The sequence below is a fragment of the Bradyrhizobium sp. USDA 3650 genome (genome assembly GCF_054057395.1).
Genome location: NZ_JBSRZG010000001.1, coordinates 7,369,748 through 7,396,140, shown reverse-complemented (window position 1 = coordinate 7,396,140; position 26,393 = coordinate 7,369,748). Strand labels below are relative to the sequence as shown.

The window sequence follows — 26,393 nt, the reverse complement described above, 5'->3', positions numbered from 1 at the left end:
TCCCGACCGTGGAGTCAGGATGAACGCACCATTGCTTTGACTGACCGGAGTAGGCTCATGGCCGACCGCTTGAACGGCACCCGCATCCTGATCCTGGAAACGCGCGAGGAGGCGCAGTTTTCGAAGCTGCTGGCCGAGCAAGGCGCCGAGGTCGTGCAATGCCCGATGTTCACCATCCAGGATGCACCGGACCCCGCCCCGGTCGACGCCTGGATCCGCCGCGCCATCGACAAGCCCTTCGACGATCTCGTGCTGATGACCGGCGAAGGGCTGCGGCGGATCATGAAGCTCGCCATCGCGCGAGGGCTCGACCAGGCTCTCGTGGCGGCGCTTGCCAGATCACGAAAATTCACCCGCGGCCCAAAGCCCGGCAAGGCATTGCGCGAAGTCGGGCTCGAGGCGCAGCAGACCACGGAGAAGCCGACCACCGAGGGCGTGATCGAGATGCTCGGCAAGCTCGATTTGAAGGGGCACCGCCTCGGCCTCCAGCTCTATCCCGACAAGGATCACAGCGCGCTGACCTGTGCGCTTGCCGCACAAGGTGCCGATGTCGATAGAGTGCTGCCCTATGTCTACGATTCCAAGGCGGCGGATGCCAACATCGTCGCCGCCATCGACGACATGGCCGAAGGGCGGATCGATTCGATCGCGCTGACCAATCTTGGCCAGGTGCGCCGCCTGATTGAGGCCGCAAAGGCGCATGGCAGCGAAGCGAAGCTGCGCGCCGGCCTCGAGCGGACGCTGATCGCGTCGGTAGGGCCGGCGGTCTCGGGCGAGCTTACCGCGCTTGGTCTGCGCACGGACGTCTCGCCGGCCGACGAAGCCTATTTCATGCGGCCCCTGATCTCGGCCATGGCGACGGCGCTGGCGGAGCGGAAGCCAAGGCCTGCGGCGAGGTAAGAGCCGAGCGCGGGGGCGGCCTGCGGCGGCTGCGATTGACACGAGCACCGTCAGCGCTAGGTTGCCGCACAGCAAGAAGAAACAACGAGGCAAGGGAATCGCCGTGATACGCGCCATCGCGCCTTGAGCACACCCGCACGCCCCTCCGCGCTCGCGCCATTTCGCATCCGCAATTATCGTTTCCAGTGGCCCTCCGATCTGCTCACCTCCTGGGCGTTCGAGATCGAGACGCTGGTGCTCGGCTGGTACATCATGGTCGAGACCGGCTCGGTGCTGCTGCTCACCGTGCTTGCATCGCTCCAGTTCGTCGGGACATTGGTGGCGCCGGTGTTCGGCATGATCGGCGACCGCATGGGTCATCGCGATCTCCTGGTCGCGATGCGTCTTGCCTATATGGTGCTCGCGTCGACCATCATGACTCTGGCGCTGACCGGTCACCTGACCCCGCCAGGCGTCATGATCATCGTCGCAATCATGGGCCTGATTCGCCCCTCGGACCTCGGCGTTCGCGGCGCGCTGCTTGCCGAGATCATGCCGGCCGAGCAACTGGTGGGCGCCATCAGCGTTGCGCGCACGACCCAGGACAGCGCGCGCATCGCCGGCGCGTTGACAGGCGCCGGACTGTTCGCGGTCCTCGGCATTGGCCTCGTCTACGTGGTGATCGTCTGCCTCTATCTCGCGGCCGCCCTGCTCATGCTCTGCCTGACCCGGCCGGAACGGACCATTGCCACAACTCATCTTCCGGCAGACAGCCGCGCCGTTTCGAGATTGCTGGGCGATCTGAAGGAAGGGATCGTCTACGCCTGGAATGGCGCGGGGATGCGCGCGGCGCTGTGCGTCGCCTTCCTGGCCAACCTGACCGCCTTTCCTTTCACCGGCGGATTGCTGCCCTACATCGCGCGGGACATCTTTCACACCGATCAGACCGGTCTCGGTTATCTTTCGGCGAGCTTCGCCGTCGGCTCGCTGATCGGCTCCATCACGCTCAGCCTGGTCGGCGGACTGCGCATTGCCCGGCTCCTGATCGGCGCGACGCTGGCCTGGTACACGATGCTGCTGGTGTTCGTCGAGATCAGGACCATGCCCGTCGCCATGGCCTGCCTCGTTCTCGCCGGCATCGCCCAGAGCATGTCGATGATATCAGCTGCCGTGATCCTGATGCGGACGGCCAGCGCACACCTTCGCGGCCGCGTCATGGGCGTGCGCATGATGGTGATCTACGGCCTGCCGATTGGGCTCCTCGCGGCCGGCAGCCTGATCGACGTCATCGGCTATTCCGCGACGGGGTCGCTCTATGCCGTCTCGGGGTTCATCGCAATGATGGCAATCGCCGTGCGCTGGCGCGCCGACCTCTGGCCGGTGCACGCCCCCGCCAATACGCGATGACGAACGAGGAACTTTAGTCTCCGTAACCGCGCAACCGCTCGATATCGAGAATGGTGACGCCGCCATATTCGAGCCGCAGCAGCCCCTCTTTCTCCAGCCGGTTCAGCGCGCGGTTGGCGTTCTGGCGGGACATGCCGGAAAGAGCGCCGATCTCCTCCTGGGTGATCTCCAGATGCGCGGTCGATTCCGGATAGAGGATCGGATTGAACAGCGAGGCGATGCTGCGGGCAAGCCGCGCGGTGGCATCCAGCGTGCGGTTGACCTCGAGCATGCCGATGAACTGGCCGAGCCGTTCGTTGAGCTGGCGCACCAGGAAGCGGTTGAAGCCGACGCTGTTCTCGAACAGCCACATGAAGGCGCTGCGTTCCATCAGCGCGACGCGGCTGTTGCGCAGCGCGACGACGTCATAGCGGCGCGGCTCGTTCTTGAGCACGCTGCCTTCGCCGAACCAGGCTCCTGCCGTCAACCCCGCCAGGCTCGTCTCCTTGCCGTCGCGCGAGACCCCGCCCATCCGGGCAAGCCCAAAGACCATGCCGGCCCAATAGTCGAACGTGTCGCCGCGCATGAAGACGGTCTCGCCGGTGCCGTAGGACCGCTCCGTGATCCCGGCGCGAGCGACCTCGATCTCCGCTGGCGTGAGCTCGCGCGACCAGGCAGCGACGCGCTTCAGTTGATCCTCTGAAATCATGAACCCGAAGCCCGCCGCACCGTTCGTCACTCCTGTTCTGCTGCAATGCAGCATGACCGTTTCGATCACCATCCGACCAAAGATGGAGATTGCTCCCATCCGAAAACTTTGTCGCAGAATTGTCAGGCGGGAGACATTTCAAAATAGCGCTTTCCCCTATTGAGGACCACCTCGGGCGATGCGGCTTTTGATCCCAAACGGGAACGAGAGTGGCGCGGCTCCGGTCGAGACCATCTGCTGCATGGCCTCACCGGCACGGCCGTACTAGGATCGCCCGACAGAACGGACGAAGAGCGCCACTGAATGCGCCATCACCGGGAGGGATCTGTTTGGTGGCTACCAGTCTTGAAGTGCGCGGCGTGTCCTTGCGATTCGGCGGCGTTCGTGCGCTGACCGATGTCGGCTTCGCCATCAGGGAAGGCGAGCTGTTCTCGATCATCGGCCCCAACGGCGCCGGCAAGACCTCGATCGTGAACTGTATTTCCGGCCGCTACAAGCCGACCGAAGGCCAGCTGTTCTACCAGGGCCGCGACATCACCGGCCTGACGCCCAACGCGCGCGCGTCGCTCGGCATCGGCCGCACCTTCCAGAACCTGGCGCTGTTCCACCACATGAGCGTGCTCGACAACGTCATGGTCGGCCGCCATCACCTCCTGAAGAACAATTTTCTCACGGGCTCGCTGTACTGGCTCACCGGCGCGCGCAAGGAAGAGCTCGAGCACCGCCGCAAGGTCGAAGAAATCATCGATTTCCTCGATCTCCAGTCGGTACGAAAGGCGCCGGCCGGCACTCTCTCCTACGGCTTGCGCAAGCGCGTCGAGCTCGCCCGCGCCATGGCGCTGGAGCCGCGCCTCATTCTCCTCGACGAGCCGATGGCCGGCATGAACTTCGAGGAGAAGGAGGATATGGCCCGCTACATCGTCGATCTCAACGAGGAGTTCGGCATGACCGTGGTGATGATCGAGCACGACATGGGCGTGGTAATGGACATCTCCCACCGCGTCATGGTGCTGGATTTCGGCCGCAAGATCGCCGAGGGCGATCCGGCCGCCGTGCTCGCTGATCCCCACGTCAGGCGCGCCTATCTCGGCGAAGAGGACGAGGTGCTGGTCGACCCTGACGATGCTCCGCCGGCGCAGGAGAGCGCGGCATGATGGATTACGCAGGCCGCGTCGCGCAGGCCGACACCTATCCGAAGATGCTCCGGCTCAATGCGAAGGAGTACGGCAACGAGATCGCGTTGCGCGAGAAGGATCTCGGGCTGTGGCGCCCGTTCACCTGGAACGCCTACCAGGCACGGGTGCGCGACTTCGCGCTCGGCCTCGTCGAACTGGGCCTTGGACGCCAAGACGTCATCGGCATCATCGGCGACAACCGGCCGGACTGGGTCGCGGCGGAAATCGCCACTCATGCGGTTGGAGGCTTGAGCCTCGGGCTCTACCGCGACGTGCTCGACGAAGAAGCTTCCTATCTCCTCAATTATGGCGAGGCGCAGCTCGTTTTCGCCGAGGACGAGGAGCAGGTCGACAAGCTGCTCACCCTGGCCGACCGCGTCCCAAAGCTGAAGCACATCATCTATTCCGATCCGCGCGGCATGCGGAAATACGACGATCCGCGCTTGATGTCGGCGGAGACGTTTGCCGAACTCGGCCGGGCGCGGGCTACGCGCGAGCCGGAACTTTACGACCGGCTGGTGGACGCGACCAAGGGCGAGGACGTCGCGATCCTCTGCACGACGTCTGGCACCACCTCGCATCCAAAGCTCGCGATGCTCGCCGCCGGCCGCGTGCTCGGCCACTGCGCGACATATCTCGCTTTCGATCCGAAAGGGCCGGACGACGAATACGTGTCAGTGCTGCCGCTGCCCTGGATCATGGAACAGGTCTATGTACTCGGCAAAGGCCTCTTGTGCCGGATGAAGATCAACTTCGTCGAAGAGCCCGAGACCATGATGAACGATCTGCGCGAGATCGCACCGACGTTTGTCCTGTTTGCGCCGCGCGTTTGGGAATCGATCGCCGCCGACGTTCGCGCCAGGGTGATGGACGCAACGCCGTTCAAGCAGCGCCTGTTCGACATCGGCATGAAGAGCGGGCTTGCCGCGCTCGAACAGGGCGAGCGTTCCGGCTTTGCCGACGCGATCCTGTTCCGTGCATTGCGCGACCGCCTCGGCTTCACCCGCCTGCGTTCAGCTGCAACCGGCGGCGCGGCACTCGGGCCCGAGACCTTCAAGTTCTTCCAGGCCATGGGCGTCCCGCTGCGCACCCTCTACGGCCAGACCGAGCTGCTGGGGGCCTACACGCTGCATCCCGAGGGCAAGGTCGACCCCGACACGACAGGCGTGCCGATGGCCGACAGCGTCGAGATCCGCATCGACAATGCCGACGTCCACGGCGTCGGCGAGATCGTGGTGCGGCATCCCAACATGTTCCTCGGCTACTACAAGAACCCGGAGGCGAGCGTCGCCGACATCAAGGACGGCTGGATGCTGTCGGGCGATGCCGGCTATTTCAACGACGACAAGCAGCTCGTGGTGATCGACCGCATCAAGGATCTCGCCGCGACCTCGCGCGGCGAGCGCTTCTCGCCGCAATTCATCGAGAACAAGTTGAAGTTCTCACCCTATATCGCGGAAGCCGTGGTGCTGGGCTCGGGGCGCGACGCGCTCACGGCAATGATCTGCATCCGCTACTCCATCATCTCCAAATGGGCGGAGAAGAACCGGCTCTCGTTCACGACTTACAGCGACCTGGCCTCGCGGCCCGAGGTTTATGCGCTGCTCAAGAAGGAAGTCGAGACCGTCAACGCGACGCTGCCGCCGGCACAGCGCATCTCCCGCTTCCTATTGCTCTACAAGGAGCTCGACGCCGACGACGGCGAGCTCACCCGCACGCGGAAAGTGCGCCGCAGCGTCATCAACGAGAAGTACGCAGGCATCATCGACGCGATCTACCGCGGCGAAGCCGACATCCCTGTCGACACCGTGATCCGCTTCCAGGACGGCACCACGCAAAGGGTGCGGACAACGCTGCGAGTGGTGGATCTCGGCGGACCGGGGCATTTGGCGGAGGCCGCGGAGTGAGCTTCGTGGCAATCACAGGTGCAATGCGTATTGCTGCGCCCTCTCCCCTTGCGGGAGAGGGCACCTCCGCAGCCCGCTCCACCCTCACTTCGGTGAGGGGTCCTCTCTCCGCGCGTTCATTGCGGAGACAACCCCTCACCCGTCTTCGCTTCGCGAAGCCACCCTCTCCCACAAGGGGAGAGGGGAAGAGCGCGCCGGATTTGTCAGCGAGCACCACTTCATGAACACCGCCTTCCTCATTCAACTCCTGGTCAACGGCCTCGTGGTCGGCACGCTCTATGGCGTGGTCGCGATGTCGTTCGTGCTGATCTACAAGGCTAGCCAGGTCGTCAACTTCGCGCAGGGCGAGCTCTTGCTGGTCGGCGCCTGGGTGTGCTGGACCTTGCTCGCGAAATACCAGGTGCCGTTCTGGATCGGCATGCCGATGACGCTGGTGTTCATGTTCGTGTTCGGCATCGCGGTGCAGGTCCTGATCCTGCGACCGATGATCGGCGAACCCATCATCTCGGTCATCATGGTGACGATCGGCCTGTCCACCGTGCTGCAGGCGACGCTGAAATGGATGTTCGGCGTCAATCCGCAGCCGTTCCCGCGCGTGTTCGAGAGCCAGTCGGTCAGCCTGCTCGGGCTGCAGATCCAGACCGTCTATGTCATGAGCCTCGTCGTCTCGATCGCGATGATGATCGGCATGGCCTGGTTCTTCCGCGCGTCAAAGTACGGCCTTGCGATGCGCGCCACCGCGTTCAACCAGCAGGTCGCGCAATCGCTCGGCATTTCCGTGAAAAGCGTGTTTGCGATGGCCTGGGCGATCTCCGCAACGGTGTCGGCGGTTGCAGGCGTCGTGGTCGCGGTCGTGAACGGCGTATCCTCGGGCCTTGCCGCCTATGGGATTAAAGTGTTTCCGGCCGCGATCCTCGGCGGGCTCGATTCCGTCGGCGGCGCCGTGCTCGGCGGCATCATCATCGGGCTGCTCGAAAACATCGCGCAATATGTCGACAGCGAATACCTTCATTGGGGCAATCTCTACGAGATCGCGCCGTTCTACGTCCTCATCATCGTGCTGATGATCAAGCCCTACGGCCTGTTCGGCACCCACGACATCGAACGGATCTGATCTATGGCCGGCCCCGCCCTCATCCCTGCTGGTGATTTCCGCACCTCTTACGCGGCCGACACCACGATCTTCCCGACCACGACCAGCCGCAATTTTGCGATCGCCGGCGTGCTGGCGCTGTGTCTCGTGCCGCAATTCCTCGGCGGCTATTGGCTCAGCATCCTGATCCAAATCGGCATCTTCTCGATCGCGGCGCTTGGCCTCAACATCCTAGTCGGCTTCACAGGCCAGATTTCGATCGGCCACGCCGCCTTCTTCCTGCTCGGCGCCTTCACCTCTGCCTACATCTCCAACAGCGCATCGATCCCGGTGTTCTTCGCGATCCCCCTCGCGGGCGTCGTCACTGCGCTGGTCGGGCTGATCTTCGGCATCCCGGCGGCACGACTGAAGGGGCTTTATCTCGTGATCGCGACACTCGCGGCACAATACATCCTGCTCGACTTCTTCTCACGCGCGGAGTGGTTCACCGGCGGCTCGGTGCCGGCCAGCGCCAATCCGTTCTCGATCTTCGGCTACACCCTGCGCGGCGACAGGCAATATTTCTATGTCGTGCTCGCCTATGTGATCGCGAGCTACGTCCTCGTCACCAATCTGATGCGCACCCGCGATGGCCGTGCGCTGGTGGCAATCCGCGACCATTATCTCTCCGCGGAGATCATGGGGATCAATCTCACCAAGTATCGCACGTTGTCATTTGGGCTCGCCGCCTTCTTCGCCGGCATCGCCGGCGCGCTCTATGCGCACTACCAGCTCGTGGTATCGCAAGAGGGTTTCGGCATCGAACGTTCGATCCTGTTCCTCGCCATGATCATCATCGGCGGTACCGGTTCGATCATGGGCACGCTGATGGGTACTGCGTTCGTGGTGCTGCTGCCCGAGACGATGGAGTTCCTCAGCTTGACGCTGAAGGGCGGCGCGATCGACAAGGCGCTGTCGCTCAACAACAACATCACCTTCCTGCGCGAGATCGCGATCGGGGTGATCATCATCGCGTTCCTGATGTTCGAGCCCGACGGGCTCGCGCATCGCTGGCGACAGATCAAGGCATACTGGAAACTCTACCCGTTCTCCCATTGAGTGCGGGCAACTCGCAAACCAACAAATAAACAGGAGGAGGCAACCAATGAAGACAAAATCCTTTTTGAGCACCGCGTCACTTGCGCTGGCGATCGCCGCATTCTCGTCAGGCGCGCAGGCGCAGATCGCGATCGGGCATCTCGCCGATTATTCCGGCGGCACGTCCGACGTCGGCACGCCCTACGGCCAGGCCGTCGCCGACACCTTCGCCTGGGTCAACAAGAACGGCGGCGTCGGCGGCAAGCAGCTCAACGTCGACACCAATGACTATGGCTACCAGGTGCCGCGCGCGATCGCGCTCTACAAGAAGTGGTCAGCGCCGGACTCCAAGGTCGCGGCGATCATGGGCTGGGGCACGGCAGACACCGAGGCGCTGACCGGCTTCCTCGCACAAGACAAGATCCCCGATCTCTCCGGCTCCTACGCCGCCGCCCTCACCGATCCCGAAGGCGTCAGCGGCAAGGCCAAGCCCGCGCCCTATAATTTCTTCTATGGTCCGAGCTATTCGGACTCGCTGCGCGCGATGCTGATGTGGGCGGCCGAAGACTGGAAGGCCAAGGGCAAGTCCGGCAAGCCGAAATTCGTCCACATGGGCGCCAACCACCCCTATCCGAACGCGCCGAAGGCCGCCGGCGAAGCCATGGCGCAGGAGCTCGGCTTCGAGGTGCTGCCGCCGCTGGTGTTCGCGCTCGCGCCGGGCGATTACAGCGCGCAGTGCCTGAGCCTGAAATCCTCGGGCGCCAACTACGCCTATCTCGGCAACACCGCCGCGTCCAACATCTCGGTGATGAAGGCCTGCAAGACCGCCGGCGTCGACATCCAGTTCATGGGCAATGTCTGGGGCATGGACGAGAACGCCGCCAAGACCGCAGGCGATGCCGCCGACGGCGTGATCTTCCCGCTGCGCACCGCGGTGAGCTGGGGCGGCGATGCGCTCGGCATGAAGACGGTGATGGAGATCTCGAAGATGTCCGACCCGACCGGCAAGGTCTATCGGCCCGTGCACTACATCGCGGCGGTCTGCTCGGCGCTCTACATGAAGGAGGCGATCGATTGGGCCGCCAAGAACGGCGGCGCCACCGGCGAGAACGTCGCCAAGGGCTTCTACCAGAAGAAGGACTGGGTGCCGGCCGGGATGGAAGGTGTCTGCAATCCCTCGACCTGGACCGACAAGGACCACCGCGGCACGCTGAAGGTCGACCTCTACCGCACCAAGATTGCGGGCGCGACCGACGGCGACCTCAACGACCTCATGGCCAAGGGCGCGATCAAGCTCGAGAAGGTTAAGACCGTCGAGCTGCCGCGCAAGCCGGAATTGCTGGGCTGGTGAGCTTGGCGCTCACCTCACACACAAAGGTCATCCCCCGCCTTGTGCGCAGCGCGCACTGGAGCGGGGGATCCAGTACGCCGGGGCCTCGCCGTGAGTCTCAGGCGTCTCTGGAATACTGGGTCGCCCGGTCAAGCCGGGCGACGACAGCGGAGTATGAGGTATGACCGAAATTCACGAAGCAGCAGATCGTCCCTCCCCCGGCATCGTACCCGCGCCGCCTCTGCTTGCCGTGCGCAACATCGAGGTCGTCTATGACGACGTCATCCTGGTGCTGCGCGGTCTCAGCCTCGACGTGCCCAAGGGCGCGATCGTGGCGCTGCTCGGCGCCAACGGCGCCGGCAAGTCGACGACGCTGAAGGCGATCTCAGGACTACTCAAAACCGAGGACGGCGAAGTCACGCGTGGCGAAATCTTGTTCGAAGGCGAGCGGATCAATGGCATCGACCCCGACAAGATCGTCCGCCGCGGCATCTTCCAGGTGATGGAGGGCCGGCGCATCGTCGCCGACATGACCTCGCTGGAAAACCTCAAGCTCGGCGCCTTCACCCGCAGGGACCGCGAGGTCGGCGCCGATCTCGATATGGTCTTCAATTATTTCCCGCGTCTGAAAGAGCGCACCGGACTTGCCGGTTATCTCTCCGGCGGCGAACAGCAGATGCTCGCGATCGGCCGCGCGCTGATGGCGCGCCCGAAGATGATCCTGATGGACGAGCCCTCGATGGGCCTGTCGCCGCTGCTGGTGAAAGAGGTGTTCTCGATCATCCAGAAGATCAACCGTGACCTCGGCGTCACCATTCTCCTGGTCGAGCAGAACGCCCGCGCCGCGCTGTCGGTAGCAAGCCACGGCTACATCATGGAGCAGGGCAAGGTCGTGCTCGACGGCACCGCGGACGAATTGCGCGACAACGAGGACGTCAAGGAATTCTACCTCGGCGGCGCCGGCGACCAGCGCAAGAGCTTCAAGAACCTTAAAAGCTTCAAGCGGCGCAAGCGCTGGCTTTAACCTTCCAATACCTGTTCCGCTTCCGTGACTGCGCAGAGAACATGATAGAACGACGACGCAGGAATGGTGTCGATCAGCGATTTGCCGTCGCGCTCGAACTGGTCGTACCAGCCGCCCCGCACGGGATGGTTGAGATAATGCCGTTCGAGCCGCGCCAGCGCCATGCGCGCCTCGTCCGCCGCACCCGCCTCGCCGGATTCGGCCTGCGCGATCCACGCCTTCGCGATCTCGGTCTGTGGCCACAGCCGGCGCGTAGTGCGGCGAATCTTGCCAGCGTCGTCACCCTCGTCGATCAGGCAGCCGGTGGCCTCGTCGCGATAGCGCAGCGCGGTTTCCAGCAGCTCGGCGCGCCGCTGTCCGGTCGGGCAGCCCGTGATGCGTTCGAATCCCTTCAGCAACCAGACCCATTCCGCCTGGTGGCCGGGCTCGACGCTGACCGGCGCGATCTTCGACCAGTCCTCTTCGAAATATTCGCCGAGCGCGCGCGTCCGCTTGTCGTAGAGATTGGCGAGGAACAGCGCGAAGAACTCGCCGGCGCGGTTCTGGAACGACAAATCGTGGGTCGCGTCGAAGCACGCGATCATCGCCTCGAACAGATGCATATGCGGGTTCTGCCGGCGCGGCAGCGAGACCGGAAGGCCTTCGTGGACGCCGCCGTGCGGCGAGCGCAGATGGCCATCGAGGAAGGCGAGCAGCGCGTCGATCTCGGTGCGAATTTGTGCGTCCTGGTCGAGCGCATAGACGGCCGCGAGCGCAAACAGGATGAAGGCGTGGTCGTAGGCGTCGCGCCGGCCGTCCAGCACCGCGCCCTCCGGCGTCAGCCGGTGCACGTAGCCGGGCCGGCCGTCGGGCGTCTTTGCCTTGGCGAGCAGATGCTCGAGGCCCTTCAGTGCGATGGCGCGCCCCTCACGGTACCAGCCCATCTGCGCGGCCTTGGCGTAGCACCAGATCTGACGTGCCTGCACGAACACCCGGCGCGGCGCGGCGCTGTCCGCCGTGCCGTCACGATGCAGCCGATCGATGAAACCACCCGCGCCATGGTCCCAGCCGACCGTCGACCACAACGGCAGCGCCTCGTCGATCATGCGGCGCTTCAGGCGCGGCACGACGTCCGACGCCTCGTCCGCCGCACTGATTCCCTCGTCCGCCATCGCGTCCTCTTTAAACCTCGTCCATGGCCGTCTGATACCCATGCCGGCGGCGGCACGCAACGGATGCCAACACGGAAAGATCAGCCATGACCGCCCATTACGACGCCCTCGAGACGCGCGAGCAAGCCGCGCGCGAGGCCGATCTGTTCGCCCGCCTGCCCGGCGTGCTGCGCTCTGCGATGACCGCGCCCGCCTATGCCGATCGGCTGAAAGGCCTGGATCCGGCCGCCGTGACCTCCAGGGCGGCCCTGGCGGGCCTCCCAGTGCTGCGCAAGTCGGAACTGCCGGCCCTGCACAAGGCCTCCACGCCTTTCGGAGGGTTCGTCGCGGCGGCGCCCGGCTCGTTCGCCCGCCTCTTCACCTCCCCCGGGCCGATTTTCGAGCCGGAGGGGCGGCAGGCCGATCCGTGGCGCGGCGCACGGGCGCTGTTCGCGGCCGGGTTCCGGCCCGACGACATCGTGCTCAACACCTTCAGCTATCATCTCACTCCTGGCGGCTTCATCTTCGATGCGTCGGCCCGCGCGCTCGGTTGCGCCGTGATCCCGGCCGGTCCAGGGAATACCGAGCAGCAATTCGAGCTGATCGAGGCCTACCGTCCCGTCGGCTACAGCGGCACGCCGGACTTCCTGAAGATCTTGCTCGATGCTGCCGCAAGCTCAGGACGCGACGTCTCCTCGATCAAGCGCGCGCTGGTCTCGGGCGCGGCCTTCCCGCCCTCGCTCCAGGCGGAGATCAAGGCGCGCGGCATCGACGCCTACCAGGCCTTCGGCACCGCCGATCTCGGCCTCATCGCCTTCGAGACCGTTGCGCGCGACGGCATGGTCGTGAACGAGGATCTGATCATGGAGATCGTCAAGCCCGGCACCGGCGATCCCGTGGCACCCGGCGACGTCGGCGAGATCGTCGTGACCTCGCTCGACCCGCACCATCCCTGGATCCGGCTCGCTCTCGGCGATCTCACCGCGGCACTGCCCGGGACCAGCCCCTGCGGGCGTACCAACATGCGCATCAAGGGTTGGATGGGCCGCGCCGACCAAACCACCAAGGTCAAGGGCATGTTCGTCCGCCCCGAGCAGGTCGCCGAGATCGGCAAGCGACATTCCGCGCTCGGAAGACTACGCCTCGTCGTCGCGCGCCGGGGCGAGACCGATGCAATGACGCTGAAAGCAGAGACGGCGACCGCGAACGATGCGTTGCGCGAGGAGATTGCAGGCACGTTGCGCGCAGTGACGAAGCTCGGAGGCGAGGTTGAATTGGTGAGGCCCGGCGCGCTGCCGAACGACGGCAAGGTGATCGCGGACGAGCGGTAGATTGATTGGGACACCATCGGGAATTAACAGGGCAGATTTCACGAAAGACGTGCTTGATCGATGTGAATTCGCGAAAGAAGCAATGGAAACAAAGCTTTGGGCGCAGAATTCCCGTCAAAACGATCGCGGGAATTCGCTTTTTCGTTTGCGGGAACGCTACGGCTGTCACGCGAAGAAGCGCCACTCCGACCTGCTCATCTCCTCTGCATCAATGCAGGTTCGCATACGGCCAAATATGTTTGACGACTGAGATTTTGATGACTAGATAAGCGGTAGCGATAGGGTTCAACGGACCTGAAGTCGCCGCTCAGAAACACCAGAGAAATTCGACATGAACCAGATGCGCGCAAACAGCGCCGCGGTGTGTTGCGTCTTTGCGTAGCTTTCTGCTGCACGAGAGGTCTCACTCCGCGGCTCCGATGCCAGAGTGGAGTTGAGACGATGGGATTCGATGAAAACGATGGCGGCAAGCGCGGCACCCCACCCGTGCAAGCCGAGCGGCGTCCGTACGATGTCGGTTACGGCAAGCCGCCGAAGGCCACTCAATTCGGAGTACGCCCGCAGCCCTCGCGGCATAGCGAGGCAACCGGCGCTCGTTCAGGACGAACGTCAGATCTCGCAAGGTTTCTAGACCAGCCCATCGAGGTCAAACTCAACGGGCGGACGACCAAGCTGCACCCGCACGAGGCCACTCTTCACGGCCTATTTGCCAGAACGATCAAGGGGCAACTTCGGCCGATCAAGCAATTCCTGCGCGAGTGCGAACGCGCCGGGCTGCTCGACCCCGAGGTCCTGCAGCATTCGGCCGTGATTCATGCCCCGAAAGACATACCATTCGATCTTGCATGTTACGTTCTGATACGCGAGGGCCCGCCTCCGTGGAGCAAGGAGACGTTAAGGCCGTATTTGGCCGAATATGAGCGCGATCTTGCTCGTCTGAAAACGCTCAAAGAGGACGCGCTCCGTCAGGCCCGCGCTGGAGGCGAGAATGTCTACTGACGAGCCGAACCGAAACGGCGCGGCAGGTCGGCGCAGGCTGCCGCCTCAGGCCTCACAATTCAAGAAAGGCCAATCGGGCAATCCGGCCGGCCGGCCAAAAGGAGCCGTCAGTCCGACCGTCATCACCCGAAAATTCGCACTCAAAAAGGTCCCCGTCACAATCAGGAGCAAACGGCAGCTGATGACGCGGCTTGACGTCGCTTTCCTTAAACTTAAAGCGCTTGCCGCCGACGGCTCCGCCACAGCAGCCGAAGAGTTGAGCAAGCTCCGGGCGCGCATCACACCGAACGCAACCGACCAAGCCAGGGCTTACCTCGTCGTTCCGGAGCCGATATCGATGGAGGAATTCATCGCGCGAGAGGAGGAGCGAAACAGAGACAAGGTTGAGCCCAGCAGCGCAATCAACCTCGATGCGGAGGAATTCATCAAGGCCGCGCGCGGCGAGCCGACGATCTACGGTCAGGCCTTGCTGGCGTACCATAGGAAATACAGCAACCGACATGAGTAACCAGGACCCTACGCTATACGATCTTTTTGACGAAACCAGGTTCGAGTATTGGAGGCGGCAAATTCAAGATGGCGTTTTGCCAACGCCGGAGCAGCTTGCATGTCTGCTAGAGGCGAACCTGGAGGAACCCCTGCCTGCTTGGCTCAGACCACTGGTGATCATGGGCGTGCGCGGCCGGCTGACGGGCAGGCGCGGGCGCCCGCCAAAAAGCGCCTTCGCGCAGTTGTGTTTATTGGCGGCCATTGGCGAATACCGAGACGTTCTTTCCCCGCCTCGCAGAAGAACAAAAAGAGGAACGCCAAGCACGGCCGAAAGGAAGCAAGAAGGGCGCGGATCATAAGCCGGCACACCAAATGGCTGCTGAGCAAATCGTCCGAGAATGGCACCTTGCGATGGACTGGCGTTCATTCCTGAATGAGGTTCATTCAGAAAAATAGCGGCGGTTTATTCTGAATGAGCCTGCATTAGCGGGCCGATAAACCCTCCTTGTTGCCCCCCAAAACAAGGAGCTGCCCACATGCAAGACCGACTAAAACGAGAGCAATTGTCTATCCACTATCAGGATCCGGCCTCGCTCAACCCTCGCGCCACAAACCCCCGCACCCACTCGAAGAAGCAGATCGAGCAAATCGCCAGCGCCATCCGGCAGTTCGGCTTTACCAATCCAATCTTGATTGATCAGGACAATGGCGTCATCGCCGGCCACGGCCGTCTTGCCGCGGCAAAGTTGCTCGGTCTCCCCGAAGTCGCGACCGTTCGTCTCACCGATATGAGCGAGGCGGAAATCCGTGCTTACGTGATCGCGGACAACAAGCTTGCGGAGAACGCGGGCTGGGACAAGCGCCTGTTAGGGCTCGAACTGCAATATCTATCCGAGATCGAAATCGACCTTGACGTCACCGTAACAGGATTCGACATCACCGAAATCGACATCCTCATCGGCGAGGTCGCAGAAGCCGAGCACGCGAGCGATGACGCTCCCGACGAAGTTGTTGAACCTGCTGCAGGACCGCCTATCAGCCAAACCGGAGATCTATGGCGCATAGGAGAGCACCGCCTGATTTGCGGCGATTCAACTGAAGCGAAGACCTATCAAGCCCTGCTCGGGACCAAGCGGCCTCAGATGGTCTTTTCCGATCCGCCTTACAACGTGCCGATCGCCGGCAACGTTTCCTGTCATGGCCAGATCATTCACCCCGAGTTCGCCATGGCCTCGGGAGAGATGTCGAAAGGCGAGTTCACCGCTTTTCTCAACGCGGTGTTCCGTCACCTGGTCGCCCACACGGTGAACGGCGCGATTCACTTCCAGTGCATCGACTGGCGACACATCCAGGACATGCTGGCAGCCGCCGAGGGCGTCTACAGTGAGTTGAAGAACCTCTGCGTCTGGACCAAAAACAACGCCGGCATGGGCTCGTTTTACCGGTCGCAACACGAACTCGTCTGCGTGTTCAAGTCCGGCTCGGCGCCGCACATCAACAATATCGAGCTCGGCAAGTTCGGACGTAACCGCACCAATGTATGGAATTACGCGGGCGTGAACGCCTTCGGGAACGACCGCGCGGACCTTCAACTTCATCCAACCGTGAAGCCCGTCGCCATGGTCGAGGATGCGATCCGCGACTGTTCACGCAGGAAGGGCCTGGTCCTTGATCCCTTCCTCGGCTCGGGTACGACCTTGATAGCGGCAGAGCGCGCCGGCCGCATCGGATACGGCATCGAGATTGATCCGCGCTATTGCGACGTCACCTTGCGGCGTCTTCAGACCGTCTGCGGACTTGATGCGGTCTTCGAGGCGACCGGAGAGCCCTTCGGGGCGGTCGCCGCACGGCGCCAATGCGGAGAGGCTTTCATGAGGGAGGCTGCCGAATAATCGGCGCAATGCGCTCGGCTGGTCCCGCCCGCGGGCTGGCCGAGGCGCGCGACGTGCTCGCTAGATCTCGCCTAGAGAATGCGCTCGCTGACCCAGCGGAACAGGCCGGCTTCGACCGCAGCGTCCGCGATCTTGTCCGCCGACCAAATGTAGACGTTAGGCATCTCGGTCCTCATCCGGATCGGCCGATTCGCGGAGTGATAGACGAAGAAGAAGGCGCTGGCGCCGGCCTCCCGACGAAAGCGCCCAAGATAGTCCTCGAAGATTGCCTGCGTCGCGTGTGACTTGATCTGTACCCAGGCACTGTCCCCCGTGAGCGGCTGCCGGGCGACAAAATCTACATCCGGCTGGGCTCCTCCGAGCGCGGTTTGCCGCTTATACCCGCTGTGGGCGAAGATCAGATCGACCAGGGTCTCGAAGTCCCGCCAATCCAGGCGACGAACCAGATCCGCAGCGATCGTCGTCACCTCGCCGATCAACCCATTGGCCTTGACACGAAGCGGCTCATCCTCGCCTCGAATCCGCCGCAGCAAATAATCGGCTTCTCGTACCTCGCAAATCGTTCGCTGATAGCTCGCAATGCTGCTCAGTGCAGAGCTGAAACTGCGCTCCGTTAGTAAACTCCCTGTCAGGCTTGTATTCCGCCAAGGTGTTCGCACGGGACGAAACCTCGGGGGCGCATCGACATCGTCGCTATCGCGTCCAAATATTCTATTTTGCGCGAAGGTCCACCAAACATACCCATGGGCGATGGTGAACCAGAGCGTGTTCGCCCCGAGGCAATAAAAGTCCTTCAGTTCGCGCACATCGTCTTTCAACGCGCGCTCTTTTCGGCCGATCGCAATCAATTGTCTACGGACGTCGTCCCAATCTCCGTTGGCGCAGGCGTCGTGGCCCACACCGCGGAAGTCAAGGGGAACGATACCGCGCCTGATAGCGTCACCGGCCCATTTGCGGCCGGGACCCAGCTTGATGTAGCGCACCGCCTCCACCTCTAGAGATGCAACGTTCAGCTCAAGCCCCCGCTCCTCTACGGTGTGATCCACCTTATCTCGTTTGTTCATCGTGGACACCTCCGCTCACGTTAACAAGCTGTGCGGACTTCGCTCCATCCGCGCCGGAAGTCGAGCGGCCTCGAGGACGGATAGCAGAACAGAGTTAATCTAATCCTATTTTGGGATAATCCTGACTCGGGATCAAATTCATCGCCGTCGAATCAATGCGTCCGGCGGTAAATGGAAAAATCCCTCAAATCCGCCGAATATGCCCGCTTCGTCGGCGTGCTTGTCGCAACGCGACATAAGGCCGGTATGCGTCAGCAAGCCTTGGCTAAAAAGCTCGGCAAGCCGCAGTCTTTTGTCGCCAAATATGAGGGCCAAGAGCGACGTCTGGATGTGGTCGAATTCATCGCCATTGCCCAAGCATTGGGCGCCGATCCAATCAAGCTGCTCCGCCGGTTCGTGCAAGCCAAGACAAGATAGTCGACGCTGGCTGAGAGCATACAATTCTGCAGAGCTGATAGACATCGCGGCGACTAGATGCTCACGACGTCCGGCCCGGGCTCAAGCCACAAATCTATACACTGGTAGTCCGTTCTTACGATCTACGCCATCGGGGCGCGTTTGCTGGTATCCATTCGGCGTAGGCCGCAGGGCTACCGCCTGAGTAGTCCAGGGTTCTCTTTATAGAACTTGATGAGCTCGATCAGGTTGTCGATGCCGAAGTCGGTGAACGCCTGAACGCCGTCTTCTCCGACGCCATAGACCCAGATGACGCCATCCTCGATCTCCATCTCGTTGGCGATGTCCCACAGCCAATCTTCGTCTTCGCCGAGGTCTTTGGCGACCTTGGTGATGGTGGTGACGTGATGGACCTTGTTGACCTGGGTGGTCATGCCGCCGCTCGAGCGGAGAGCGCAGACGCTGACGTCCAATTCCAGGGCAGAAGTTCGTCCAGCCGATGAGCCGGATGAGCGGCGATGCGGGCGAGGACATTCGTGAGCCACGCCTGCGGATCGATGCCGTTGATTTTGGCTGTGACGATCAGGCTGTACATAGCTGCGGCGCGCCGCCCTCCGCGATCAGATCCGCAGAACAGCCAGGACTTCCGCCCAAGAGCGATGCCTCGCAAGCCCCGTTCGGCGGCATTGTTGGAGAGACACACGCGGCCGTCCTCGAGTAATAGGGTGAAGCTCGCCCAGCGCTTCAGGATATAGTTGAACGCCTTAGCCAGGTCGTGCCCCCGAGACAGTTTGGCAAGCTGCTCCCGCATATAGACCTGGAGGTCCTCGACCAGAGGCCGGCTCAGCGTCTGCCGAACCCGAAGGCGCTCCTCGGCACTCTTGCCGTTGATGGACCGTTCGATCTCGAACAGCGCATCGATCCGCCGCACGACCTCGATCGCGATCGGCGAGAGCGGGATTTCCTTTTTGCCGGTGGCCCTGCGCCGGGCATTCTCTTCGATGTCGGCCATCGCGAAGAACGGGCGCCGGCCATGCGACCAGCAGGCAGCCTCCCGGATTGGCCCGGCCTGGCGTCCCGGCAGATAGAGCTGGTTGTACCCGTCATAGGCGTCGGCCTGCAGGATGCCGGCATACCGGGCCAGATGCGCTTGGGGATGCTCGCCCTTGCGGTCGCGCGAGTAGTAGAACATCGCCGCCGGCGGGTCCGTGCCCCCAAATGGCCGATCGTCGCGGATGTAGATCCAGCACCGTCCGGTGTCGGTCTTGCCCTTGGCCAGGACCGGTACCGTCGTATCGTCAGCATGAAGGCGCTCGGCCGCCATGACGTGGGCTTCCACCAAGCGCAGCAGAGGATCCAGCGAGGCACAGACCGCCCCAACGGCATCTGCCATGGTCGACAGTGCGATCGGCACGCCTTCCAGAGCGTAGCGCTCCGCCTGGCGGTTGAGCGGCTGATGCTGGCCGAACTTCTCAAACATAATCATGGCCAAGAGGCTCGGACCAGCCCACCCCCGAGCAACGGCATGGAACGGCGCTGGCGCCTGGCTGATCTTCTCGCAGTCGCGGCAGGAGAACTTCTCGCGGACCGTCTCGATCACCTTCCACTGGCGCGGCACCACTTCTAGCGTGCGGGTCACGTCCTCGCCGAGCTTGCGAAGACGATTGCTGCCGCAGCATTCACAAGCCGTAGGGATTCCCCAAAATGCAAAAAGCTACAGATTCGGCGCTCAGCCCGCGCTTTGTGGCCGCCAGCTCAGTTGCGGATTCCGCCAGTCGATGCCTTCTAGCATGTAAGCCATCTGGGCCGCCGAGATCGACACCGCACCGTCGGACGCCGAGGGCCAGATGAACTTGCCACGGTCCAGGCGCTCGGCATACAGCGACATGCCCAACCCGTCATGCCAAAGAATCTTCACCAGATCACCGCGGCGGCCCCGGAAGATGTAGAGATCGCCGGCATGAGGATCGCGCTTCAAGCTCTCCTGAACCGTGAGAGCCAAGCTTTGCATGCCACGACGCATGTCGGTGTGGCCAGTGGCGATCCAGACCCTGACGCCGCTTGGGATCGGGATCATCGTCGTCTCAAAACTTCAAGAACCCGCTGCAGCGTCTCGGTGTCTACGTCCCGGTCAACGCGCACGCGACAGCCGCCGCCAAACTCGATCTCGATGATTCCAGTCCTTGCGCGCTGCGCCGGCGGGGAAGAGGCCGGTTGTGGCGCGTCACTCGAGATCGGAGACGCCACCGGCGTGATCTCGACGGGAACGAGAGCTGGCACGGAATCTCCGCCCAGCCGACCCTGGCGCGCTTGTCGACGCCACGTGAACAGCAGGCTGTGAGCCATCCCGTGCCGGCGCGCGACGCCGCAGACTGTCTCACCAGCCTGCAAGGTCTCTTCGACAAGGCGGACCTTCTCGTCGTAACTCCATCGCCGCCGACGTTCGGCGCCCAACACATTGACCTGCATTCGCCACGTGACCTTAAAGCTAGACTTAAGGTCAAATCCTCGGGCCGCCTCCCAAACTAAACAAGGCGGCCGCCGCCGGAGGGATACGTTTGCTGCTGCACTGAACGCGGTGTTCAGCTCATCGGCAGCTGAGCAGGTGTGACGGGTATGTAGGGTTTGGTCATCCACCGCACCAACGATAAAGGCCGGCTCCAAGAGCCGGCCTCTATTTCTCGAACAACTCTGCTTAGTACCTCGGGATGGCCGCACCACCAAAGCGGTAATTTACGCGGACAGTCGCAAGATCAACGTCGCCGCCAGAATTGTACGTCGCCGCGAGAGGCAAGCCAGTCGCCGTAGAAACGAAGGTCATGTCATGGCGGTTGAGGAAGATATGATCGTACTCAACGCCGACCGACCAATTAGGAGCGAAGCCGTACTCAAGACCTGCCCCCACAGTGCCGCCCCAGCGCGTGTTGTAATTGGCCGATGCCACTGCAAGGCCGGTAGCGTTCGAGATAAAGTCAAAGCGCCGATCGACAACGGCGGCGCCACCCTTTGCGTAAAACAACACATTGTTCCAAGCATAACCGACTTGTCCGGTGAAGAGACCGAAGGCATCAATCTTGGTGGAGAGCGAGTTCGCGGGATTGCCCAGATTTTGAGTCGTGGCGTGAATGTCAGCCCAATCACCCTGGGCCTCAAGGCCGAACACCCACTGCGCCGACTGCCAGCGATAGCCAATCTGACCACCAGCTACTGCACCGCTCGGGTCGTAGCAGCCAAGGAAGGTCACCGTGGTGACGTTGTTACGGCAGTCGCGCGCCCAACCACCGCCGCCATTTGCACCGATGTAGAAGCCGGTCCAGTCATAGACCGCTGCGACCATCGGCGGAGCCTTAGTGTAGGGACGTGCGGCCAGATCTGCTGCACTGGCTGGCACCGACAGCCCCAAGGCAAGCATTCCGGCTGTTGCAAACAAAAATTTTGTTCATGAGTGTCTCCCCAGAAAAACGACTTCGATTAAATCGGGACTATCGCCCGCCCATGCATAAACATACTTGGTTCGCACGTACGTTGCTGTAGCAGGCCCGCAACACTGGTCCAGAAAGGAGGCGGAATTTCCTAATGCTCGGTGGTGGTTGGGCGGAATTATAAGCTCGCCAGAGTGCTTTCGACCCTTATCGCGGGCGCGGGCCCATTGGTGGGTTTCCAAGTGGCGACACAGACCCGCCAACCTTTGTTAGCTAGCGGGAGTGGAGCTGGAGACTTTAGACCGGCGGCTCGGTCGCTTAGGAATCAGACCTGGAGGGCGCCGCTAACAAAGCCCATCACCCAAAATTCGAAAGCTCCTTCTGGACAGGATTTTGTTGCTGCTCGTCCAGGCGGTGCAGACTGAGAGCTAGCGCCGACTATCGTTGATCCGGCCTCCGGGGACGTTATCGCAGATCAACATGGCAATGGCGGCCAGCGCTCATTTCATCATTGCTCAGATCTACAACAGGCGACTAACCTAACGAAACCTCGCTTTGACTTGGACGCTCTCTATGTGCCAGCGCCAAGAACCCGTCGTCTGCCTCACTCAGGTTGAGCTACCGCCGCCCTGCTTGCCGCAAAGGTTAGCAGTACGGTTACATACTTCCCTCAGATCCAGAGCACACGCTTCAAACGACAAAAAAGCCCCGGACCATGCCGGGGCTTTGCCGTCTGAGCTTGGCGTTCGGATCAGTACTTCGCCACAACCGGACCGGTCCAGTTGAAGCGGTAGACCAGCGAGGTCGAGATCGTCTGGTTCCAGGTGTTGGCCCGGATGTCGCGACCGACAAGAGTGTTGGTCGCATCGAACAGCTCGTTCGAAGTCTTGGTATCGTAGAACGCCGAGCGGTATTCGGTCTTCATGAACCATCCGGGCGACTGAATGCCGAAGATGTTCAGGTTGTTCTCGACGCCGCCGCCGACGAACCAGCCGTTGCGGTTGTAGCTGTTGAGGTGGACACCAGCGGGAACGCCGCCCAGCGTCATGAAGTTGGTCTGACCGAAGTGGGCGCCTGAGTAACCGCCGTTGACGTAGGAGAGAACGTTTGGCGCAACGAGATAGCCGAGACGCAAACCTGCGGCCCAGGAATCTTCCAGCTTCTGGGTGCCGGTGATACCGACGATCGGATCCTGAATGGTGGCGCGAATGCTGCCGAACTGACCGTCAGCGAATACGCCGGCGACCCAAGTGCCGCTGAACTGCCAGTCATAGCCGAGACCGACGGTGCCGAACCAACCCGAGCCGCCCTGGCGCTGGTCGATTGTCAGCGGGAGGCCACTGACCGTACCCTGCACGTGCTGGTCGGAAGCGGAGAGACCGCCGCCACCGCCGCCGAAGATGTAGAACCCGGTCCAGTTTGCAACCGGGGCCGCCATGGGGGCCTTCACGTAGGGACGGGCGCCAAGATCAGCTGCCGAAGCTGAACCCGTCATCGCCGCGATCGCGGTGAGAGCAAACAAAATCTTCTTCATCACAAAAATCCCCAAGCGGTGTGCGTCGATGTCTTGGATAATCTATCCCAAGCGGCCCAAAATGCTGTAACCCGAGGGCCACAGTGACGGGCAATCGATGGGCGATGCTGGCTAGCAACAAGGCAATCCTGGCCGACTTTTTCCGCGACAATCCAGCGGCCATAGCCAATTATCTCACTGAAAAGATGAAGGAAAACGACTTTGATGCCGCGCGGACGGGTCTCAGCCTGGTTATGCAAGCCCAAAATGTGCAGATGCTGGCGCGGGACGCTGGTCTAAGACGGGATGCCCTGTACAGGACATTCGGGGGGCGAATCGACCCTCAGCTCAGCCGAATCTTGAGACTTTTTGATGCGCTCAACGTGCGGGCCTGCGTGGTGCGAGCGGATCCGTCTGAGGTGCAGAATGCACCGAGCTGGACGGCCCCCGCTGCATCCGAAGGGTTCGCAAAGCGACTAACGCGAGGCTTCGCCAACAATCGCTTCGAGGAGGCCGTCCTCGCATTGAAAGAAGCCGTGCTGTCCCAGAATGTCTCCGCCCTGGCGCGGGAGGCCGGGATCGAGCGAAGAACAATGTACAAGACATTCGGCGGCGCCGTGGATCCGCATCTCAGCCGAATCTTGAAAGTCCTCGCGGCGATGCAGCTTCGGCTCCTCATCGTCGCCCTTCCAATTAGATCAGGGCTGCCGCGACCCAAACTTGGTCGACCGTCAAAGGCTGCAAAAAACCTTTGCTAACTAGCTTTCAATCTTCGGAGCGGAACTGATGCGGCCATCATCGCGCAACACAGGGCCAAGCCGACGAATTGCGTGCGCGGTCGACCATAAATCTCCGAAGGGTCGAGAACATTCGCGAAGAACAATGTACAAGACATTCGGCGGCGCCGTGGATCCGCATCTCAGCCGAATCTTGAAAGTCCTCGCGGCGATGCAGCTTCGGCTCCTCATCGTCGCCCTTCCAATTAGATCAGGGCTGCCGCGACCCAAACTTGGTCGACCGTCAAAGGGACGCTGCAAAAAACCTTTGCTAACTAGCTTTCAATCTTCGGAGCGGAACTGATGCGGCCATCATCGCGCAACACAGGGCCAAGCCGACGAATTGCGTGCGCGGTCGACCATAAATCTCCGAAGGGTCGAGAAAGAACCGGTAGACCGGGGGAGCGGCTTATCTCGGTTCATGCGAACCGCGTGCGGGTAATATGTGGCAATTTGTACTGTTCTGATCGAAGCCAATCGGGAAGCAGCTCCCCTCGCGCGGCCCGGCCGCTGCCTAAAGGGTCAGCCATACGGGCTGGCCCTTTCTCATAATCCGGAATGGCTGGCGCGAGGATTGCGTGTCGGCCAAAATACTCACCGCGACTGAACCCGATCGAACAGGTCTTTGCCAAGCTCAAACACTGCTCCGGTCTGCGCTGCCATTGGCGCGCCAGAAGAATGCGCGAACTGCCTCAAAACTCAAGCTATCGAAGCTATTGCCATCACGCTTCAGTTTCCTTGCGGCGGGAGCTGCGTTTGTCATCAATCACAGCCGTCACGCCATCGATGAACGCTTGACACTCAGCGTGGGTCTTGAAAGTGCCCTTGTACTTCCCGAATAGGAAGACGGTCCGGCCGTGACCCTTTCCAAAAAAGTATTGGCCGACGTGTCCGCCGCCTTCGTCTTTGAGCTCAATGCTACCAAGGCTTTGCACCGACTTGAGGTCTGTCTCGGGTAGCTTGATGCGCACATGTGTCTCCGTGATTCACGGCCGGCTCCGCCGGGCTAAGGACGTTAGCGGCCTCAGCGTCAACTTGCGTGGCTAGCAGTTAGCGCTTCGCCGCGTTACCAGCCAATTCCATCGCTAAGTCCAGAGCTGCAACTCCAATTTGATCTGAAGAATTAGATTTGCAGCGCCGGTCCATCCAAGCAACGATCGCGGAGAAATCGCCGCCGCCGACAATGTCCCTCTCGGCACTAACGTTTAGTCCGCTGACGAAACCCACCACCCAGGATTCAAAGGCTGCCTTTACGACTAAGTTCTTCTTCCTATTCAACCAAGCGGTACAAGATTGCGAGCCCGCCCCCACGATCGTTGATCCGGCATTCAGCGACGTCGGCAAGAGTAGCATCATCACTATGGCAAGCGCTCGTCTCATCTCTTCCTCGACCGAAAACGGCTACTTCCAAGGAGGCTCCATCTGTTGCTTTGCCCGACGGCGCAAGCTCAGTTTCCGTTTTTCGATGCGCCTGCGTATGTCGAATGGACGCTTCTACGGCCGATCGCTATCTCAGGCTCGAATCCGGCCAGTGACAAACCTCATTGGCGCGGCGGGATCGACGCAAGTTCTGCCGCACCATTGCGTAGAGCACAAACAGGCCGATGCTGATCGCGACAGCCAGCAGTGGGAAAACGAAGTTCATGCAGCCTCCAAGACTTTGAAATACTACAGCCCGTCCACTCGGCGCGACGCTCCCCGGCCTGAGATCCTACACTGCCAATGTCCTACTCAGCTCGTGGTTCTCATCCGGCATTCCGCTTCAAATGTTTGAGCCCCCGCCTTTGCCGCGAGAGAGCGGCCTTCTCATACCGTTCCAAGCTCGACAAATATCTCATTTGCTTCGGTTCCGCGCCCTCGATCACCGCCAAGATCAGAATTAGCCTAAGAGCTCGCAGGCGATCCTGGCGACTCCTAGCTTGAGCCAAATCTTGGACTGCGACATCCATGTCCGTACCTTTGAAGTCTTCCGCAAGGACTGCATCGAAGCCAGCGAAATCAGAACCAGCGGGTTCGTCCCAACGAGATAAGCCATGCCGATAGGCGTTGCGGCTCGATGCTGCTTTGCCGACGCTTGTTTGCGGCCCGGTACTCCTCGCTGCGTTTGCGCGATTGGCTTCGATTTGTCGCTTTGACGCCAACTTGCCTCCTTGATTTCACTATCTCGCAATCGAGCGATCCGCTGTATCGCGAAGACCACGGCCTCAATCCTCGGTTACCGCGCCTCGGCGATGCGACGGAGGATACGACGGATCCGGCAACAACGGCGCAATGAACGTATGTAGGTTTGATCCATCAAACAGATAGGCGGCTATTCCGGCCGCTTGTGCCGCAGCAAGATCGCTCTGCTTGTCGCCGACCATGAAGCTAGCATCGATATCCACCGAATACCGCTCAAGGAGGGCTCTGATCATCCCCGGCTGCGGCTTACGACAGCTACAGAGGACACGGTAACGCTCAACCAGACCATCGGGGTGATGGGGGCAGAATTCGAACGCATCGATACGGGCACCAACCATAGCAAGTTCACGCAACATCCATTCGTGCAGATTGCGAACATGCCGCTCCTCGTAAAACCCCCTCGCGATTCCTGATTGGTTCGTCACGACAAACGCAAGATACCCGGCGTCATTGACTGCTTTGACCGCCTGCTGGGCTCCTTCCACCCACCGGATCTGGCCGGGATCGAAAGCGTAGCCGTCGTCCTCATTGAGGACGCCATCACGATCGAAAAATACCGCCGGACGCTTCAAATCTCGTAGGCCCAAGTCGGAGGGGACACCCTCCGATCTTCCGACAAT

At 61.7% G+C, this 26,393-nt stretch carries 26 protein-coding genes and 1 pseudogene; 14 read left to right on the top strand and 13 right to left on the bottom strand.

Features of this window, described 5'->3' with window-relative positions; all coding sequences use genetic code 11:
- Positions 1-57: 57 nt before the first annotated feature.
- Entirely contained in the window at positions 58-900 is an 843-nt protein-coding gene (locus ACVIN2_RS34795) for a uroporphyrinogen-III synthase (protein ID WP_456769067.1), read from the top strand.
- 123 nt (positions 901-1,023) lie between these two features.
- On the top strand, positions 1,024-2,286 hold the full coding sequence (locus ACVIN2_RS34790) for an MFS transporter (protein WP_456769066.1): 1,263 nt from the start codon (positions 1,024-1,026) through the stop codon (positions 2,284-2,286).
- Positions 2,287-2,299: 13 nt separating this feature from the next.
- Here the strand turns inward: ACVIN2_RS34790 and ACVIN2_RS34785 are convergent, their stop codons facing one another.
- Entirely contained in the window at positions 2,300-2,974 is a 675-nt protein-coding gene (locus ACVIN2_RS34785; protein ID WP_456769857.1) for a Crp/Fnr family transcriptional regulator, read from the bottom strand.
- A 332-nt stretch (positions 2,975-3,306) separates the two neighbouring features.
- On the opposite strand from ACVIN2_RS34785, the gene ACVIN2_RS34780 reads away from it, so the two are divergent.
- From ACVIN2_RS34780 to ACVIN2_RS34755, 6 genes are all read left to right on the top strand, one after another.
- A complete protein-coding gene (locus ACVIN2_RS34780) occupies positions 3,307-4,128 on the top strand; it encodes an ABC transporter ATP-binding protein (RefSeq protein WP_456769065.1) in 822 nt (273 codons plus the stop codon).
- On the top strand, positions 4,125-6,056 hold the full coding sequence (locus tag ACVIN2_RS34775; RefSeq protein ID WP_456769064.1) for an AMP-binding protein: 1,932 nt from the start codon (positions 4,125-4,127) through the stop codon (positions 6,054-6,056). Before ACVIN2_RS34780 ends, ACVIN2_RS34775 begins: the two co-directional genes overlap by 4 nt.
- Before the next feature lie 220 nt (positions 6,057-6,276).
- Complete coding sequence (locus tag ACVIN2_RS34770) at positions 6,277-7,170, top strand: branched-chain amino acid ABC transporter permease (RefSeq protein WP_027519025.1); 894 nt, start codon at positions 6,277-6,279, stop codon at positions 7,168-7,170.
- Between the two features lie 3 nt (positions 7,171-7,173).
- Positions 7,174-8,247: a branched-chain amino acid ABC transporter permease gene (locus ACVIN2_RS34765; RefSeq protein ID WP_456769063.1), complete on the top strand. Its 1,074-nt coding sequence runs from the start codon at positions 7,174-7,176 to the stop codon at positions 8,245-8,247.
- 46 nt (positions 8,248-8,293) lie between these two features.
- Positions 8,294-9,577, top strand: coding sequence for an ABC transporter substrate-binding protein (locus ACVIN2_RS34760; RefSeq protein ID WP_456769062.1), 1,284 nt, complete (start codon positions 8,294-8,296; stop codon positions 9,575-9,577).
- A 160-nt stretch (positions 9,578-9,737) separates the two neighbouring features.
- Complete coding sequence (locus ACVIN2_RS34755) at positions 9,738-10,580, top strand: ABC transporter ATP-binding protein (protein ID WP_456769061.1); 843 nt, start codon at positions 9,738-9,740, stop codon at positions 10,578-10,580.
- Here ACVIN2_RS34755 and ACVIN2_RS34750 read toward each other — a convergent pair.
- On the bottom strand, positions 10,577-11,731 hold the full coding sequence (locus ACVIN2_RS34750; protein WP_456769060.1) for an AGE family epimerase/isomerase: 1,155 nt from the start codon (positions 11,729-11,731) through the stop codon (positions 10,577-10,579). The two genes, ACVIN2_RS34755 and ACVIN2_RS34750, sit on opposite strands and share 4 nt — an antisense overlap.
- 86 nt (positions 11,732-11,817) lie before the next feature.
- On the opposite strand from ACVIN2_RS34750, the gene ACVIN2_RS34745 reads away from it, so the two are divergent.
- From ACVIN2_RS34745 to ACVIN2_RS34730, 4 genes are all read left to right on the top strand, one after another.
- Positions 11,818-13,041 carry a phenylacetate--CoA ligase family protein gene (locus ACVIN2_RS34745; RefSeq protein WP_456769059.1) on the top strand — a complete coding sequence of 408 codons (1,224 nt, stop codon included), beginning with the start codon at positions 11,818-11,820 and terminating at the stop codon, positions 13,039-13,041.
- Between the two features lie 441 nt (positions 13,042-13,482).
- A complete protein-coding gene (locus tag ACVIN2_RS34740) occupies positions 13,483-14,040 on the top strand; it encodes a hypothetical protein (protein WP_456769058.1) in 558 nt (185 codons plus the stop codon).
- On the top strand, positions 14,030-14,548 hold the full coding sequence (locus ACVIN2_RS34735) for a DUF5681 domain-containing protein (RefSeq protein ID WP_456769057.1): 519 nt from the start codon (positions 14,030-14,032) through the stop codon (positions 14,546-14,548). Before ACVIN2_RS34740 ends, ACVIN2_RS34735 begins: the two co-directional genes overlap by 11 nt.
- A gap of 517 nt (positions 14,549-15,065) precedes the next feature.
- On the top strand, positions 15,066-16,421 hold the full coding sequence (locus ACVIN2_RS34730; protein WP_456769056.1) for a site-specific DNA-methyltransferase: 1,356 nt from the start codon (positions 15,066-15,068) through the stop codon (positions 16,419-16,421).
- Positions 16,422-16,492: 71 nt separating this feature from the next.
- Here ACVIN2_RS34730 and ACVIN2_RS34725 read toward each other — a convergent pair whose 3' ends face one another.
- Entirely contained in the window at positions 16,493-17,485 is a 993-nt protein-coding gene (locus ACVIN2_RS34725; RefSeq protein WP_456769055.1) for a restriction endonuclease, read from the bottom strand.
- 171 nt (positions 17,486-17,656) lie between these two features.
- On the opposite strand from ACVIN2_RS34725, the gene ACVIN2_RS34720 reads away from it, so the two are divergent.
- Complete coding sequence (locus tag ACVIN2_RS34720) at positions 17,657-17,902, top strand: helix-turn-helix domain-containing protein (protein WP_456769054.1); 246 nt, start codon at positions 17,657-17,659, stop codon at positions 17,900-17,902.
- Between the two features lie 173 nt (positions 17,903-18,075).
- Here the strand turns inward: ACVIN2_RS34720 and ACVIN2_RS34715 are convergent, their stop codons facing one another.
- The 6 genes and pseudogenes from ACVIN2_RS34715 to ACVIN2_RS34690 all read right to left on the bottom strand — a co-directional run bounded on the left by ACVIN2_RS34715 (position 18,076) and on the right by ACVIN2_RS34690 (position 22,837).
- A complete protein-coding gene (locus tag ACVIN2_RS34715; protein ID WP_456769053.1) occupies positions 18,076-18,315 on the bottom strand; it encodes a hypothetical protein in 240 nt (79 codons plus the stop codon).
- Positions 18,312-19,574: pseudogene (gene tnpC, locus ACVIN2_RS34710) on the bottom strand (IS66 family transposase); the annotation flags it as partial. The gene ACVIN2_RS34715 and the pseudogene tnpC, both read right to left, overlap by 4 nt.
- A gap of 36 nt (positions 19,575-19,610) precedes the next feature.
- Complete coding sequence (tnpB, locus tag ACVIN2_RS34705) at positions 19,611-19,958, bottom strand: IS66 family insertion sequence element accessory protein TnpB (protein ID WP_456769052.1); 348 nt, start codon at positions 19,956-19,958, stop codon at positions 19,611-19,613.
- Positions 19,955-20,350 carry an IS66-like element accessory protein TnpA gene (gene tnpA, locus ACVIN2_RS34700; RefSeq protein ID WP_456769051.1) on the bottom strand — a complete coding sequence of 132 codons (396 nt, stop codon included), beginning with the start codon at positions 20,348-20,350 and terminating at the stop codon, positions 19,955-19,957. Before tnpA ends, tnpB begins: the two co-directional genes overlap by 4 nt.
- A 226-nt stretch (positions 20,351-20,576) precedes the next feature.
- Positions 20,577-21,218: an outer membrane protein gene (locus tag ACVIN2_RS34695; RefSeq protein ID WP_456769050.1), complete on the bottom strand. Its 642-nt coding sequence runs from the start codon at positions 21,216-21,218 to the stop codon at positions 20,577-20,579.
- Between the two features lie 836 nt (positions 21,219-22,054).
- Complete coding sequence (locus ACVIN2_RS34690) at positions 22,055-22,837, bottom strand: outer membrane protein (RefSeq protein WP_456769049.1); 783 nt, start codon at positions 22,835-22,837, stop codon at positions 22,055-22,057.
- Between the two features lie 104 nt (positions 22,838-22,941).
- On the opposite strand from ACVIN2_RS34690, the gene ACVIN2_RS34685 reads away from it, so the two are divergent.
- On the top strand, positions 22,942-23,574 hold the full coding sequence (locus ACVIN2_RS34685; RefSeq protein WP_456769048.1) for a helix-turn-helix domain-containing transcriptional regulator: 633 nt from the start codon (positions 22,942-22,944) through the stop codon (positions 23,572-23,574).
- A gap of 740 nt (positions 23,575-24,314) precedes the next feature.
- Here ACVIN2_RS34685 and ACVIN2_RS34680 read toward each other — a convergent pair.
- The 4 genes from ACVIN2_RS34680 to ACVIN2_RS34665 all read right to left on the bottom strand — a co-directional run bounded on the left by ACVIN2_RS34680 (position 24,315) and on the right by ACVIN2_RS34665 (position 26,345).
- Entirely contained in the window at positions 24,315-24,563 is a 249-nt protein-coding gene (locus tag ACVIN2_RS34680) for a hypothetical protein (RefSeq protein ID WP_456769047.1), read from the bottom strand.
- 79 nt (positions 24,564-24,642) lie between these two features.
- On the bottom strand, positions 24,643-24,972 hold the full coding sequence (locus ACVIN2_RS34675) for a hypothetical protein (protein WP_247338221.1): 330 nt from the start codon (positions 24,970-24,972) through the stop codon (positions 24,643-24,645).
- A gap of 127 nt (positions 24,973-25,099) precedes the next feature.
- The gene (locus ACVIN2_RS34670) at positions 25,100-25,237 is read right to left on the bottom strand and encodes a hypothetical protein (RefSeq protein ID WP_456769046.1); all 138 of its coding nucleotides are present in this window, start codon (positions 25,235-25,237) and stop codon (positions 25,100-25,102) included.
- Positions 25,238-25,796: 559 nt separating this feature from the next.
- Positions 25,797-26,345: a D-glycero-alpha-D-manno-heptose-1,7-bisphosphate 7-phosphatase gene (locus ACVIN2_RS34665; RefSeq protein ID WP_456769045.1), complete on the bottom strand. Its 549-nt coding sequence runs from the start codon at positions 26,343-26,345 to the stop codon at positions 25,797-25,799.
- Positions 26,346-26,393 lie beyond the last annotated feature (48 nt).

Bases quoted from the DNA above. Each gene is read 5' to 3' on its own strand.
- ACVIN2_RS34760 (WP_456769062.1), top strand. From the start codon at position 8,294: ATGAAGACAAAATCCTTTTTGAGCACCGCGTCACTTGCGCTGGCGATC.
- ACVIN2_RS34730 (WP_456769056.1), top strand. From the start codon at position 15,066: ATGCAAGACCGACTAAAACGAGAGCAATTGTCTATCCACTATCAGGAT.
- ACVIN2_RS34765 (WP_456769063.1), top strand. From the start codon at position 7,174: ATGGCCGGCCCCGCCCTCATCCCTGCTGGTGATTTCCGCACCTCTTAC.
- tnpA (WP_456769051.1), bottom strand. From the start codon at position 20,350: ATGCAGGTCAATGTGTTGGGCGCCGAACGTCGGCGGCGATGGAGTTAC.
- ACVIN2_RS34690 (WP_456769049.1), bottom strand. From the start codon at position 22,837: ATGAAGAAGATTTTGTTTGCTCTCACCGCGATCGCGGCGATGACGGGT.
- ACVIN2_RS34770 (WP_027519025.1), top strand. From the start codon at position 6,277: ATGAACACCGCCTTCCTCATTCAACTCCTGGTCAACGGCCTCGTGGTC.
- ACVIN2_RS34725 (WP_456769055.1), bottom strand. From the start codon at position 17,485: ATGAACAAACGAGATAAGGTGGATCACACCGTAGAGGAGCGGGGGCTT.
- tnpB (WP_456769052.1), bottom strand. From the start codon at position 19,958: ATGATCCCGATCCCAAGCGGCGTCAGGGTCTGGATCGCCACTGGCCAC.
- ACVIN2_RS34720 (WP_456769054.1), top strand. From the start codon at position 17,657: ATGGAAAAATCCCTCAAATCCGCCGAATATGCCCGCTTCGTCGGCGTG.
- ACVIN2_RS34755 (WP_456769061.1), top strand. From the start codon at position 9,738: ATGACCGAAATTCACGAAGCAGCAGATCGTCCCTCCCCCGGCATCGTA.
- ACVIN2_RS34750 (WP_456769060.1), bottom strand. From the start codon at position 11,731: ATGGCGGACGAGGGAATCAGTGCGGCGGACGAGGCGTCGGACGTCGTG.
- ACVIN2_RS34775 (WP_456769064.1), top strand. From the start codon at position 4,125: ATGATGGATTACGCAGGCCGCGTCGCGCAGGCCGACACCTATCCGAAG.
- ACVIN2_RS34695 (WP_456769050.1), bottom strand. From the start codon at position 21,218: ATGGTCGCAGCGGTCTATGACTGGACCGGCTTCTACATCGGTGCAAAT.
- ACVIN2_RS34740 (WP_456769058.1), top strand. From the start codon at position 13,483: ATGGGATTCGATGAAAACGATGGCGGCAAGCGCGGCACCCCACCCGTG.
- ACVIN2_RS34670 (WP_456769046.1), bottom strand. From the start codon at position 25,237: ATGAACTTCGTTTTCCCACTGCTGGCTGTCGCGATCAGCATCGGCCTG.
- ACVIN2_RS34675 (WP_247338221.1), bottom strand. From the start codon at position 24,972: ATGAGACGAGCGCTTGCCATAGTGATGATGCTACTCTTGCCGACGTCG.
- ACVIN2_RS34685 (WP_456769048.1), top strand. From the start codon at position 22,942: ATGCTGGCTAGCAACAAGGCAATCCTGGCCGACTTTTTCCGCGACAAT.
- ACVIN2_RS34735 (WP_456769057.1), top strand. From the start codon at position 14,030: ATGTCTACTGACGAGCCGAACCGAAACGGCGCGGCAGGTCGGCGCAGG.
- ACVIN2_RS34745 (WP_456769059.1), top strand. From the start codon at position 11,818: ATGACCGCCCATTACGACGCCCTCGAGACGCGCGAGCAAGCCGCGCGC.
- ACVIN2_RS34795 (WP_456769067.1), top strand. From the start codon at position 58: ATGGCCGACCGCTTGAACGGCACCCGCATCCTGATCCTGGAAACGCGC.
- ACVIN2_RS34785 (WP_456769857.1), bottom strand. From the start codon at position 2,974: ATGATTTCAGAGGATCAACTGAAGCGCGTCGCTGCCTGGTCGCGCGAG.
- ACVIN2_RS34715 (WP_456769053.1), bottom strand. From the start codon at position 18,315: ATGACCACCCAGGTCAACAAGGTCCATCACGTCACCACCATCACCAAG.